Raw genomic sequence first — 13,944 nt, forward strand, 5'->3', positions numbered from 1 at the left:
AAGTTTTTATTAAAGTTTAATTTTAGTTAATTTTTTAATCCTCTACATTCACTGAGGATGACATTGATAATACTGTATTTTTTGAAGTGCTGATATTGTAAATAAAAAGACCGGCACATGGTACCAGTCTTTTTTCTATAGGTTTTATACCTCCTGTTATTTTACAAATGAATTGTAAGAATTCAACACAGATTCATAAGCAGAATCGATCTGTTGGATATCATTATCTGAAATTTTTCCTGTTCCTTTAGAATCGCGGATTACTTTTCTGTAGGTATCCAAAAAGCTGGATGCACTTTTATTGAAACTTTCAAACAATGATTTTTTGTAGGAATACTGCTGATCCTTAACAGTGAATTCTAATTTTGAATTCGCTTCCACTGCTTTGGCCAGCTCATCATATTTTTTCTGAACTTCTGCTTCGTTGAACTTCCCTGAATATTGTTTATCCAGAACATCTATATTGGAATCCAGAGAATTCATCACGTTCTTGGAAGAAATAATATATTCTTTCATAGGATGATCCTTCAGGATTACTTCTTCTGCAGCATCAGTCGCCGGTTTGATCTTAGCCACAATATTTTCACCTGAAATAAATAGTGCCTTAGCTTCGGTTTCAATTTCTTTTGTTATCGTTTCAGCCCTTGCTCCTTTATCGTCTTTATAATCTTCGGAATTCATATAGGATTTAAGCTCTTCAAACTTTTTCTCTATACTTTCCTTTTTATTCTTATAAATCTTAAAATCGGCTTCTATTGAAGCTTTGTCTTTACCAAAACCAGATGGTATGTCTTTGATCTTCCCGAATGAATAATCCATAGAACCAATCACAATAGGCATTATCATAACATCCCCTCCTTTTGCCTTCACAGAAGCTGCATCGGCATATTTAAGAATGTTCTCTATATGTTTGGAGGTGCTTTTATAGGAGTCTAAAAAGTTATTATTAAAATCAATAATAGCATTGGCTTCATTGGTACTCCCCAGGCTCACAACAGATTTGCCCAGTTTGTCGATATCTTTTTTACAGTTGATTACACTAACCGATGTAAAGGTCAGTGCCATTGCAAATACAATAATTTTTCTCATATTTTTATAGTTTGGTTAGATTTATATTTCATCAAGATCAACATCTTCATTGCTTATCTTCACTACATATTCAATTCCGTCGATCGCTTTAGAAATAATTTGATTTCTCAGGATATTGGCCATATTTTCCCAGTAAGCCCTTCCATAGAAAGAATAATTCTGAGGAATAATTTCTATTTCAACAGTTCTCACAAAGCCTTCCTTAGGACGGTTGCTGATCATGGTTCCTCTTCTTACCCTCACTTCTTTCACCTCATCTTTCAGCACCATTCTGCAGTAGTTTTTAACGTCTTCCAGAGAAATGATCTTGTCTCTCGTCGTTAAAGCATATCGGTAAGCCTGGATGCTGTCTGTTCCTTTCTGCTCCTCGGAACCACCAATGGTTTCTGTAAGAAGCACAACGGTCTGCGATTTCAGCTGATTGGAAAGCTCTGTTCCCGGACGCATATGATTAGCCAGCGTACAGTGGGTAACCCAGAATGAAGCGTAAGTATGGTCTGTTTTTTCTACAGGTTCCATGATTACATAATTAAGCTCCTGCCTGATATTTCTTTTCGCATTATTCACCTTTTGTACCATTGTCTTCATTTTGTCAGACATTTCACTGAGTACTCCTTTAACATTATCCCTGTTTAAAAGTGAAAACGCAGCAATCTCATCCCTTGTAAGTTCCAGTACATTAGCGATCATATCTACAGCATTTCTGTTGGTAAAACGCTCCATTCCTCCTTTTCTTACAGTATATAATCCTTTTTTAAGGTCATCTGCAGGTGTAAACGGTATTTCGGTATATCTTCTTCCGTCACCGTCCTGAACCTCATCTACATACAGAAAATGCTCTCCTTCGTCCGTAACCAATGGAATATTGTTTCCCATAATGTCCAGACTATATTCTGTTTTCTTCCAGCCCCTGTTATAAATAGGGAAAGCATTCATTACAAATGAAAAATTATCTAAAATCTCAGCAGAAAACTGAGGTGGAAATTCAAAAGTAAGCCACAGGTAGCGTTTGTCACCAATCTGCTTTTTAATCTCTTCTTTTTCGTTGAGAAAATCCAGGTTTTGCGGTAAAACTCCGGGCTCCGAAAACAGACTGCCGGAAAGTCCTGTGATTTCAATGAATTTGTGGCGGTAAATGCTTTTGATGTCTTCGATGGCTTTGTTCCGGATCGACTGTTCCTTAAACATCTGTTCATATCCATCCTGCTGGCTGTTGGTAAGGTAACTCAACCCTTCTCTTACAAATAGCGGGTTTCCATTACTGGTAACCGTAATATAAGGAAGAAGTTTGTATACAAAATCTATATGTTCAAAGGCAGGATTCGAACAGAAAACACTGATATATTTAGGGAAGTTTTCATTGGCATACCTGCTTACATCTACTCCGATTGTAATTTTTCTGTAATCTTCGGGTTTTCCCTGGAACCTTGCTACCGGTATTTTATTAAGTCTGTCATCCACACTGTAGCAGGTATTTCCTACAAACATCACGGCGGTCTGTATTTTATTGATCCTTACATTTCCTACCGGTGTAAAGGGAATATTAAGCTGCTTATCCGATTCAGACTTCACTGTAGAGGTCATCTGTTTGCGAAAGAAGAATTCCGTATGCTCCAGCAGGATTTCAGAAGATTCATAAGGCTGTGTAAAAGCAACTGCATGAGCAGGAACCGGATGGGTATAAAGGGATGGCGTCAGAAGTTTTGCCAGTTTCTCAAGGATTCTTGCATTAACGGTCTGAATCTCGTTATTGGCTTTAAAGACTTCCGTACTGAATGCATCTATCAGCAATTTTACAAAAGGATCCAGAGACTGCGGGCTTTTCAGTCCCCACACTTTGGTGGCATTCTGAAGCATTCTTGCCTTTACAGATTCTTTGGAATATATATTTTGATCTAAGTTCATAATTTTTCTTGCTGTTAAAACAATTAATCAATAGACATCGGACTTAAAAATAATTCTGTAGAAAAGCTGAAACGCTCTCCTGTTGCCTCCATTTTTGCATTGATGGCAATTCTTACTTTCTTTTTGATCTCCGTGTGTTCTTTGGTATCATAGCTGTGCTCTACAAACTGAATATGGGCTTCAATCTGTGGCTGTACGATACGAGGTTCATATTCCTGAATCTGCCTTCTGAGGCTTTTAATGAAAACGCTTTCCCAAACGGCACTGGTAACTCCATTGTCGAATTCCAGATTCCAGACGTCGTTTCCATAATTGTCATCATATCTGTTTTCGCCTTTTTTTGTGGTGATCAGGAGCATGATATTGTGGGCAATGCTTTCACCCATGTCGCAGATATCGATGCTTCCTCCTTCAGTCATTAATGTTGAAGGGACAAAAGGCATTCTGTAATTTGGTGTATCCATAGTCAACTTCTTATTTCATAGTCTAGTTCTTAAAAAGAAATACCAAAATACACATTTTCATGAAATAAACAGGAAAAGGCATCAAAAATATTATTGAAAAAGGGCTTCCAAACAAATGTTGGAAGCCCTTAAGTAATATAATTACAGTTCAATTTTACACTATTGATCCGTCTGTTTTTTTCTGTTAATAAAATAATATACCGGAAGCCCAAGAAGTACCATCAGGAAGCCCGGCCATGTATACTGCTGTTTGTATATCAAAAGAAGCACACAGAATCCTGTACCTATCAGCAGGTAAACAAAAGGAGTTACAGGATATAGCCATGTTTTGTAAGGTCTTTCCAGCTCTGGCTTTTTGAATCTTAAATAAATAACTCCAAAAACGGTAATCATATAAAACAGCACGATCACAAAAGAAATCATATCCAGAAGATTCCCGTACTGTCCGCTAAGACATAATACCGAAGCCCAGATTCCCTGCATCCACAATGCATTTTCCGGAACTTCATTTTTATTGTTTTTTTCGGCAGATTTAAAGAACATTCCATCTTTTGCCATGGTCTGGAATACTCTGGCTCCTGCCAGGATCAGCCCGTTATCGCATCCGAATGTAGAAATCATTACAAGAACAGCAATGATAATGGTTCCCGCACTTCCGAAAATATTCTGTGAAGCTACGACTGCTACCCTGTCATTGGCTGCAAATGCAATACTATCTCTATCCAAAGCATTCAGATATACATAATTGACTGCCAGATAAAGAATCATTACTGCAGAGGTCCCATAGATCATTGACTTAACAATATTTTTCTTCGGGTTTTCCACCTCTCCTGAAACAAAAGTTACACTTTCCCAAGCTACAGAGCTGAAAACAGAGCCTACCATAGCTGCTGCTATTCCTCCAAGTAAAGTCATTCCACTGATGGGTTCCCAACCTTCTTTAAGAAAGTTACCGCTGATATCTTTTTTAAGATTGTTAAATGAATCCATACCCAGGCTGAAATTCTCAGCCAGGTGCGAGAAGTCAACTAAAATAAACCCGGTTGCAATCAGACCCAGCAAAGCAATAATCTTTGACCCTGTAAATACATTCTGAAGCAGTTTGCCACTTTCTACGCCTCTTGTATTGATATAAGTAAGCAAAAGAATAACCGCTATGGCCAGAATCTGTATCCACGTAATTTTAAATTCCCCGCTCTGGAAAAGAGGGGCTGCATCATTCAGTGAGGGAACGAGATAAGCTGTAAATTTTCCGAAAGCCATTGCCACTGCTGCAATAGTACCGGTCTGGATTACTGTGAACAGACCCCAGCCATAAAGAAACCCCATTTTTTTTCCGAAAATCTCCTTAAGATAGGTGTACTGCCCTCCTGCTTTTGGAAACAATGCCGAAAGCTCTCCGTAGCTGATGGCTGCTGCTACCGTCATGACTCCGGTAATGACCCAAACTATTATCAGCCAGAAACCGGATCCCAGGTTTCGCATCATATCGGCACTTACAATAAAAATACCGCTTCCGATCATGGATCCCATTACGAGCATAATGGCATCCCAAAGTTTCAGTTTTTTCTGCATAGTCAATTATAGGCGTCAAATATAAACAAATATGACATTGATTTTTAAATTTGTTTAAAATTTACTGCTCCATCTGTTTTTTATCAAGCTTTTAACGAATTGTTATTCGATTTTAATTAGTACTTTTGAAAAAAATATTAAAAATGAAATTCAAAGCTATATTATTTGCAGCAGCTGTAAGTATTTCAACTTTAGCTTTTGCACAGGAGACTTCACAGAAAAAAGCAGGACCACCGGCAGGAAATGCTATTGTAGGTGATACGTACGGATCTGCAGTAACATCAGAGTCCAAAGCCATCACGGTAGACAAATTAAGCAAAAAGCTTAAAAAGGATAACAAAAAGGTCGAAAATGTAGCAGTTAAAGGAAAAGTAACTGATGTTTGCGAGAAAAAAGGTTGCTGGCTTACGATTCAAACGGAAGATAATTCTCAGTTTTTCGTAAAAATGAAAGATTACGCATTCTTTGTACCAACTGCTTTAAAAGGTAAAAATGTTGTTTTGGAAGGTACTGCAGAAAGAAAAGTGACCTCAATAGATGAGCAGAAGCATTACGCGGAAGATGCTAAAAAGCCTCAGGCTGAAATTGATGCCATTACGACTCCTAAAGAAGAGATTAGATTTGTAGCCAACGGAATTAAAGTAGTAAACTAGTTATTCCGTATAAAAATAATAACGTCCTCAAAAAATAGTACTTTTGAGGACGTTTTGTTTTATCCCTTTATAATTTCTCGTAGATCTGGTAGATGATTCTGTTATATTATTTTCTATTAAAAATGCTTTAATTCAGCCAATAAAAATATTGAGCGTTTAATCTTCTATTGTAAATTCTGCAGGGGCATCCAGTTTAGGGTATTTTGTAGCCGCTACAAATTTCTTCCCTGTACAGTCTATTTCCAGCCAGCCTTTTCTTTTTTTCACATCCCCAACTTCCATTACAAAGGGGATAAAAGATATTTCATCTTTTCCTTCTTCTATGATTTCACGGTACTGAACGGCAACATCCAAAATGCATTCATGATCGGTATTTAATTTTACATTTCTGTAAATGATATCATAATGCGTTTCCTGATTTTCAGGAATTTCAAGATACTTTTCCCAACCTTCGATATCTGAATTTAGCTCACTGATAGCTTCCAGTGCATAGTATAAAGCAATGGTATAATACTTTCTGGTTCCCTTTCTCGTATAATCATCCACAAAATGTCCGCCTTCAAATAAAATAGTAGGCATTCCTGCCTTAATAAAATTATCCCCTGTGGAGGTAGGATAAAATTCATCCGAATATCTTCCGATCTGGTTAGGAATTAATTCTTTCAAATGCCCATAAACCTTTCCTATTACAGCCATACACTTTTTTCTGTTATCTGTTACTGTACGTTCTACATTTTCGGAAGGAGCCAAAAAAGAAAGTGTTGCGGGATGTATTCCGTCTGTAGTAAAAATGGTTCTCTGCTCATGGAGGTTCAATGCGTAATCATACTTATTTGAAGCAACAGCAGTTTTAAGAAACTTAATTTCCGTACTTGATTCATTATGAAAGTCTCTGTTCAGATCAATATCTGCTGCATTCAGCCTGGTCCATCTTTCTGAACCGTCAGGGTTGAGCATAAAAATAAAATCCAGTTTGATTTTACTGAAAAGATTCTCCTTCAATTCCGGAGCCTTATCAAGCGTCTCGAGGAGATCAAGCATTGCATGGCTGGCATTCGATTCATTTCCGTGCATCTGTGACCAGGCAAGAACATTTATAGAACCGGTTCCTATGGTCAATTTATAAATAGGCTTGTCTAAATAAGATCTCCCGATCTCCTGAATATAATTGCTGAGATTGCTCTGTAGGTAAGAAAATAATTTTTCAGGGGAAATATAGCGGTTTGAGAAGTTAGGATTTGGAGAATAGATCTGTTCAAAATTCATTATCAATAATTTACAAGAGTCAAATTTAAGGATTTTGAAGCAAAAAAATACAATTTACATTAGTAACCTCACTAAACAACTTGGACTGCCATTTTGTCTGTGGATAAAATTGTTAATTGAATATAATTTAAAAGATAATTATTAAATGTTTAAAAATGAATGATTTACAGTTTTTATATCAATCAGATTCATAACAGTACTTTAACTCTGTAAATGAGTATTTATTTGTAAATAAGTATAATAAAGCTAAACATTATAATTGTGGAAAACTCAGTCAATTTTCATTGTATACATGTGTAAACTTACTTATTTAATAAAAAACGTGAAATTTTAGTTTGAAATATACGAAACAAACAGTAAATATTCCTTTAATCAATTGAAAAGATTTTTGAAAACGATTAAAGAATATAATTACCTTAAAATCAAAACATTACTAAATTAAACAAATGTAAATAGTATGAAAACCTTCCTTTTTGTTTAATATAAAAGAAATCTAATAAATTATATAATATTATTAATCAATTAATTATATTGAGATATATAAGTCTGCCACTCTTCTTTAAAATCCACAATTAATTGTAAGACATATAGTAGTAAACTCAAATTTTACATTATTTAATTGTAAACAATAATCTAATATATCATGTAATAGTCTGTAAAATAAATATTTATAATTAGTTTACAAATGTTTATTATTGAATTTACAGCTTTATATACATTTGTAATTTGTTTATGTAAATTTTATACTTTACATTTGTAAAGCAATTAATATCTTATTATGACCCTAAACGAGAGAATTTCCAAAGTGATAGAGTACTCTAATCTCAGCCCTTCTGAGTTTGCAGATGAGATCGACGTACAACGTTCTTCTATTTCACATATTACTTCCGGAAGAAACAAACCCTCTCTGGAATTCATTATAAAGATTAAATCAAAATTTCCGGAAATCCTTTGGGACTGGCTGGTTACAGGCGAAGGTGAAATGCTTAAATCAGAATTGTCATCCACCCCATCTGCTGTAGAATCAAAAGAGCAGGACGAGAAAGGAAAGCCTGTTCCGCTACCCGATTTATTTACGATGATGAAAGATGATGAAGATTTCGGAACCGATGAAGAAATTGACTCAATAAATGAGAGCCCTCGAGAATCGTTTATACCGCCCCCATACAAGACACAGGAAAATTTATCCGATTCTCAACGATTAGGAAATCTTAAAGATTATACAACTAATCAATCCACTGATAATCAAGAAAATAAGATTAAACGGATTGTTTTGTTTTATGAAAATGGAAAATTTGAAAGTTTTGAACCATAAAAAAAACCTGGCCGGAGAAAATGGGCCAGGTTTTTATAATATATCTTTTAAAATACTTATTTTTTTCTTCTTTCAAGCTCTTTCTTGATAAGTCCTAGTTCTCTTCCGGTCTGGCCAGCTACAGAAGTATTTTCTCTGGCTCTTCTTGTAAGATATGGAACAACATCCTTTACAGGTCCGTAAGGAAGATATTTAGCCACATTATAGCCTTTATCTGATAAATAGAAGGTAATATTATCACTCATCCCATAAAGCTGCCCAAAATAAACGTGCGGATTACCATTATCCAGAGATTTAGCTTTCATTTTATCCATAACCAACTCTGAAGACACTTCATTATGGGTTCCGAAAAATGCAGATACTTTATCCAAATGATTCATCACAAAATCAATTCCGGCATTATAATTTCTGTCTGAAGCTTCTTTATTCGGCTGGATAGGATCTGCATATCCTTTTTCTGCAGCTCTTGCTCTTTCCTTTTCCATATAAGCTCCACGTACAATCTTATATCCTATAAAATAATTCTTTTCTCTGGCTCTCTGCAGATGAGCTTCCATATACTCCAGTCTTCCGGTTCTGTACATCTGGATGGTATTCCATACAATCGGTTTTTCCTGATTGTACTTCTCCATCATTTCTTCACAAAGCTGGTCCGCCGAATCCTGCATCCAGGTTTCTTCAGCGTCTACCATTACTTTCTTATCATTTTCATGACAAAGACTGCATACCTCATCAAACCTTCTCACCACTCTTTCCCATTCTTCTTTCTGGCTTGTGGTAAGCTCAGCTCCTTTTCCTACTGCTTCATAAAGATCGATTCTTCCGAAAGCGGTAGGTTTAAATACAATAAAAGGAATGGCAGGATTTCCTACCGAAAATCTAATGATATCTTTGATCTCTTTGCAGACTGCATCAAAGGTTTCTTCATCCTCTTTTCCTTCAATTGAGTAATCGAAAATACTTCCCACTCCTCTTTTGAAAAGCTGTTTTACTGCCTTCATACTCTCTTCACGCGTTTCGCCACCACAGAACTGCTCAAACAAAGTGCTTTTTACAATTCCGGTTACGAAAGGAAAATTATTATGTACCGTAAAATTAAGGACAGAAGTTCCAAGGCTGGTAAGAGCAGGCTGTTCAATCATTTTAAACATCCAGTACGCCTTTCTCAATTGTGCATCAGACTTGTCTGCAAATGCAACTTTAGTATCGTTAAAAATGGGCATTCCTTTTTATTAAATTTAGTTTCGCAAAGGTAATAATAACCTCTGTTTATTTAAAGAAAATTTTCTAGAATTTACTTTCAATTCCATTCAGCAGCATGGCAATAATTCCTACAAAAACCCAAAATCTTAATATATTGAGTGTGAAGAATTTACTCCTCCGGGTAGAATTAATCAACAGGTAAATACAAAAAATCATGACAAACATTCCTGCCGTAAAATAATAAGCCATAAAGCCTGAAATCCCTGTTTTAGAAATAAGTTTCATTGAAACAGCTATGGTTGTAACCAGCAGGGAAATGATAATGATCTGGGTATTTTTATTCTTAAAATAGTTAGGAATCGTTGTATAGCCGAAAGCCTTATCCACACTTTTCGTCAGCATATCTTTTACAATATCAATGCATAAAAGAATCAAAAAAAGAAAAATGGCCATCAGCAGCACTTTCTTGGAAAAGGTTTCATAATAGACCATCATTCCGAAGAAAGGATATAAAGTAAGACTTACAAAAGTAAGGTTATTGATAATCAGCAATCTGCTTAATTTATGGCTGTAAAACCACATAAAAAACTGATATACAAGGAAAAAGGCAAAGACTTTGTGAGAGATCATCCATGCAACGCCAAGAGAAACTGCGGTAAGGGCAAGATAGGCATACAAAAAGTATTTCTGCTTGATAAAGCTTTGGATCCTGGTTCTGAACGGCTTAGCCACATGATCTTTTTCCAGATCGTAAAACTGGTTAATAATTCCGCCGGCCAGAATAGAGATAACGGTACAGAAAATAATGCCGTGAACTTTAAAATCGAAGACAAATTTTCTAAAAGTCTCATCCTGATTGAAGAGGAAAAACGTAGAAACATACAAGGCAAATGTAAGCAATGCAGCTACAAAAAAGCGGGCACCGATAAGAAAACCCACGAACTGTGAGAATCTGTAAAAAATAGATTTAGAGACATCGTTTTTAGATTGGAAAGTTTCTTTTTCAGAATTCATTCCACTCGGTTTAAAATCTGTAAATCACTTCTTTTTGGAAGCCTTCAAGCATTTTTTCTGCTTTCGCATAGTCTTTGGTAAAGCCCAAAATATATCCTCCGCCTCCGCTTCCGCAAAGTTTCAGATAATAAGCATTAGAGTCCAGTCCTTTTTTCCAGATATTGAAAATACTTTCCGGGATCATAGGACGAAAATGTTCATATGCCCAGTAAGAAAGCTTTTTCAGGTTTCTGAAGAAAGGATTCATGTCTTTTTTAAGGAAAGAATCAATGCATGCATTGTTATAACGGATGAATTCTTCTTTTAACGTTTTGCGGAAACCTTCTGTTTTCATTTTTTCAAAGAAAATCTGGATCATTGGCCCTGTTTCGCCTGTAATTCCGCTATCGATAAGAAATATGGCTCCTTTACCTTCTTCACCTTCAGGAATAGAAACCCTGTCCAGGTTTTCTTTATTTTCGATAAGGATCGGCAGGTTCATATAACAGATCAAAGGATCCATTCCCGAACTTTTACCATGGAAATAGCTTTCCATTTCACCGAAAACAGCCTTCAACTTTTTCAGGTTGTCTTTCGAAATTTGTTCAGGTTCAAGTTTATTGAGTGCATATCTTTCAAAAATAGCAGCTACCAAAGCTCCGGAGCTTCCCACTCCATACCCCTGAGGAATATTGGAATCAAAGAAAAGTCCGGATGCAATATCATTTTTAAAGCTTGCGATATCTAGTTTGAAATCATCAGAAAGATCAAGCATTGCAAGAAAATCAGAGTATTTCTGCAGGTGTTTGTTTGATTTAAGTTCAAATTCAGAGCTCAAATCTGAGAATTTCAGGGTTCCCTTATAGAAGCTGTAAGGTACTACAAGCCCCTGGGAGTCTTCAATCATCCCATATTCTCCAAAGAGAATTATTTTTGCATAAAATAGAGGGTTCGTCATTTTGACAATAAATCTTTTTGCAAAGTTAAAAATTATTCCGCTGAATATAAGCAAAACTCAAGCCGAATTCCAATTTATTTGCATATAAATGGTTTTTTCTTTAAGTTAACAGAAAATAGAAATCGTTTCAATGAACAAAAAAAGCCTGAAATCTCAGGCTTTTATTATATGAATGGTATAAAACACAACTACTGCTTGATCAATTTTTTATTCACCGTTTGTTTCTCTGTCTCTACCGTTACAACATAATTTCCTGTCTGGATGGAAGAAATATTAATCTCCTGCTTATTTCCTTTTAATGAAGAATCAGATAGTACAAGTCGCCCTGCTTCATCATAAATTTTATAAGATTTTAAAGCATCTTTAGATGAGATAACGATCATGTTTTTAGCAGGATTCGGATAAATATTGATGAGATTATCATTTTTAGTTAACTCGTTCACCCCAAGAACATTACATGAGAAATTCGCTTTCCAGCCATTATCTGTAACTCCCGGATCCGATACAAATTTTACCGTAATAGCTCCTGATGAATGTGTAGAGGTAAAAGGACCAGGCACTGTATTTCCTGTCAGGCTATTTCCATTGGCAAACAAAGGAGATGCTGTAGAAGGGCCATTATACACGTACATAAAATCATAATCCTGCTCCAACGCAAACTCTGTAAATGTCATAGTAAGAGCTCCTGAAGAAGGGTAAAATGTTTTAATGATCGTTTCATCATTTCTGTAACCTTCGGTCTGGCCGCCTGTATCTGTAAATAAAGCACCGTCGCACCAGGAAGCATCCGTAAGGAATACCTGTGTCTTTTGGAAAGCATTGGAGCCAGAACAGGTTGTTCCTACTGATAACTTATAATACGTTGCAGGCTGAAGGCCGCTGAAGCTAAGGCTTTGTGAACTTGTTGTACCCGATGTTACAGAAGTTTCATCCATTTTGGTAAGCTTGTATTTCCATGATGTAGAAACACCATCAGTAAAGGCAGCATTTGCTGAAACCTGGGTAATATCCGAAACATTCATCCCTGTAACCGTTGCAGTACATGCGGTAGTACAATTTGTGCCCAAACATGCCTTCGAATCAACCGTATTCCTGATCAGGGCAGCAGGCTGAGGCCCAAAGCCATTATTGAAACTGATTCCTACTCCGGAAATCAGGTGGCAATAACTCATAATTGTTCCCTTCACAGTCGTGGAAGGAATCGGTCCTGTACAGCCTTCACTGTAGCCAGCCTGAGCTCCACACCCATCAATGGCAGTGTTGTTTCCGTTCCAGGCACAGGCATGGGTATGAGGAGAACCTAAGCTATGCCCCATTTCGTGAGTCATTGCCTGGATAGTCCATGAATAGACCGGTACATTGGAATAAGTCTGCGAAATCCCTGAATAAGCATGTCTGTAAGTTCCGCATAAAGAATTCACGTAAGCAACGCTTGTAGTGGCAGGCGCATTGATAAGATGGGCTAAATCGCCATTAAAAGTCTGTCTGTTATTCCTGAAATTCCCAAGGTTTGTATTCGGATTTCCGGTATAAGGATCCGGCGTTGTCCAGATATAGATTTCATTTAGAGCCACTTTAATGTCGTCATTACTGTAAAGAGTGGCAATATTATTATGAACCGCTGTAAGCCAGTTCGTAGTAGTCGTGATGTCTGAATTATTATTCTGATAAGGTTTGTAACATACCTCATAGTAAATCCTTACACAATTTTCTGTCATAGCCTTATTAGTTACAGACGGATCGAACGAGGCTTTTTGGGTCTGATTTTCCTTCAGCTCATCCACTCCGCAGACGAAAGGATTGGCACCGGTAAGTTTGGATTCCGAATAACTCACAAAATCTTCAGCATTTTTTGCCTTTCCTAATACGACATTACCAAGTTCCGAAGTTGATGCCACTCCCACAATATCATCATTGAAAAAGCTGAAAGCTGCAATAGAAGTATTATCCCCTTTCACAATTCCGATATAATAGGCACCCGGAGTATAGTTTACAACTTCTCCCTTATTGGTAACCACCTTAAACTCATTGGTAAAGATCTGGTTTTTATAAAGTTCAACAGTAATATGCCTGTTTCCATCAAAAGGAAAACTTATTTCAAGATATTCAGGCTTTTCATTAACCAGCTTTTTCAGTTCAGAAGATTTTAAGCTCAGTACCGTAATATCGGTAGCGGTTCTTTTATATTCTGAGAATTTATCAGAAGCTTTGTTCACTTCAAACAAAGTATACTTTTGGAAAGTTTTTTTCTCGGTATGAAATTCAGAAATTTTTTGTGCAACAGGTCTCAGCTTTTGCGAAAAACCAAGCACAAAGCACTGCACAAGGCATAGGAATAATAGTTTTTTAATCATTTTCACTTAATTAGATATGCAAATAAAATAAAAAAAATCAATATTAAGTGAAAAATAATTATCATTTTATTATACTTTTTCAACAAATCATAATAAATATATTGCAAACTGAAAATATCTTAATTTGAGACAATAGAATTTCTTTTTTCAAGAGTCATATATCATAAAA

11 protein-coding genes are annotated in these 13,944 nt (G+C 36.2%); 2 read left to right on the forward strand and 9 right to left on the reverse strand.

Going from position 1 to position 13,944, the window contains the following annotated elements; genetic code table 11:
* Positions 1-156 precede the first annotated feature (156 nt).
* The 4 genes from BUB03_RS00185 to BUB03_RS00200 form a co-directional block, all read right to left on the reverse strand.
* Positions 157-1,089 carry a DUF3829 domain-containing protein gene (locus tag BUB03_RS00185; RefSeq protein ID WP_073059423.1) on the reverse strand — a complete coding sequence of 311 codons (933 nt, stop codon included), beginning with the start codon at positions 1,087-1,089 and terminating at the stop codon, positions 157-159.
* A gap of 21 nt (positions 1,090-1,110) precedes the next feature.
* Positions 1,111-2,994: a type VI secretion system baseplate subunit TssF gene (locus tag BUB03_RS00190; protein ID WP_040994906.1), complete on the reverse strand. Its 1,884-nt coding sequence runs from the start codon at positions 2,992-2,994 to the stop codon at positions 1,111-1,113.
* Between the two features lie 23 nt (positions 2,995-3,017).
* Complete coding sequence (locus BUB03_RS00195) at positions 3,018-3,458, reverse strand: GPW/gp25 family protein (RefSeq protein ID WP_040994904.1); 441 nt, start codon at positions 3,456-3,458, stop codon at positions 3,018-3,020.
* Positions 3,459-3,617: 159 nt separating this feature from the next.
* Complete coding sequence (locus tag BUB03_RS00200) at positions 3,618-5,033, reverse strand: APC family permease (RefSeq protein ID WP_073059424.1); 1,416 nt, start codon at positions 5,031-5,033, stop codon at positions 3,618-3,620.
* A gap of 143 nt (positions 5,034-5,176) precedes the next feature.
* Between BUB03_RS00200 and BUB03_RS00205 the strand changes: the two genes are divergently transcribed.
* Positions 5,177-5,686, forward strand: coding sequence for a DUF4920 domain-containing protein (locus BUB03_RS00205; RefSeq protein ID WP_040994902.1), 510 nt, complete (start codon positions 5,177-5,179; stop codon positions 5,684-5,686).
* A 156-nt stretch (positions 5,687-5,842) separates the two neighbouring features.
* Here BUB03_RS00205 and BUB03_RS00210 read toward each other — a convergent pair whose 3' ends face one another.
* Positions 5,843-6,952 carry a M14 family zinc carboxypeptidase gene (locus BUB03_RS00210; RefSeq protein ID WP_073059426.1) on the reverse strand — a complete coding sequence of 370 codons (1,110 nt, stop codon included), beginning with the start codon at positions 6,950-6,952 and terminating at the stop codon, positions 5,843-5,845.
* A gap of 778 nt (positions 6,953-7,730) precedes the next feature.
* Here BUB03_RS00210 and BUB03_RS00215 point away from each other — a divergent pair.
* Complete coding sequence (locus BUB03_RS00215) at positions 7,731-8,267, forward strand: helix-turn-helix transcriptional regulator (protein ID WP_073059428.1); 537 nt, start codon at positions 7,731-7,733, stop codon at positions 8,265-8,267.
* A gap of 56 nt (positions 8,268-8,323) precedes the next feature.
* On the opposite strand, the gene BUB03_RS00220 is transcribed toward BUB03_RS00215, so the two are convergent.
* From BUB03_RS00220 to BUB03_RS00235, 4 genes are all read right to left on the reverse strand, one after another.
* Positions 8,324-9,490: a proline dehydrogenase family protein gene (locus tag BUB03_RS00220; protein WP_040994896.1), complete on the reverse strand. Its 1,167-nt coding sequence runs from the start codon at positions 9,488-9,490 to the stop codon at positions 8,324-8,326.
* Between the two features lie 64 nt (positions 9,491-9,554).
* Positions 9,555-10,484: a UbiA family prenyltransferase gene (locus tag BUB03_RS00225; RefSeq protein ID WP_073059430.1), complete on the reverse strand. Its 930-nt coding sequence runs from the start codon at positions 10,482-10,484 to the stop codon at positions 9,555-9,557.
* A gap of 10 nt (positions 10,485-10,494) precedes the next feature.
* Positions 10,495-11,421 carry a mevalonate kinase family protein gene (locus BUB03_RS00230; protein ID WP_073059431.1) on the reverse strand — a complete coding sequence of 309 codons (927 nt, stop codon included), beginning with the start codon at positions 11,419-11,421 and terminating at the stop codon, positions 10,495-10,497.
* Positions 11,422-11,609: 188 nt separating this feature from the next.
* The gene (locus BUB03_RS00235) at positions 11,610-13,775 is read right to left on the reverse strand and encodes a M12 family metallo-peptidase (RefSeq protein ID WP_073059433.1); all 2,166 of its coding nucleotides are present in this window, start codon (positions 13,773-13,775) and stop codon (positions 11,610-11,612) included.
* Positions 13,776-13,944: the final 169 nt, after the last annotated feature.

This window comes from Chryseobacterium oranimense (assembly GCF_900129755.1).
Lineage (GTDB): Bacteria > Bacteroidota > Bacteroidia > Flavobacteriales > Weeksellaceae > Chryseobacterium > Chryseobacterium oranimense.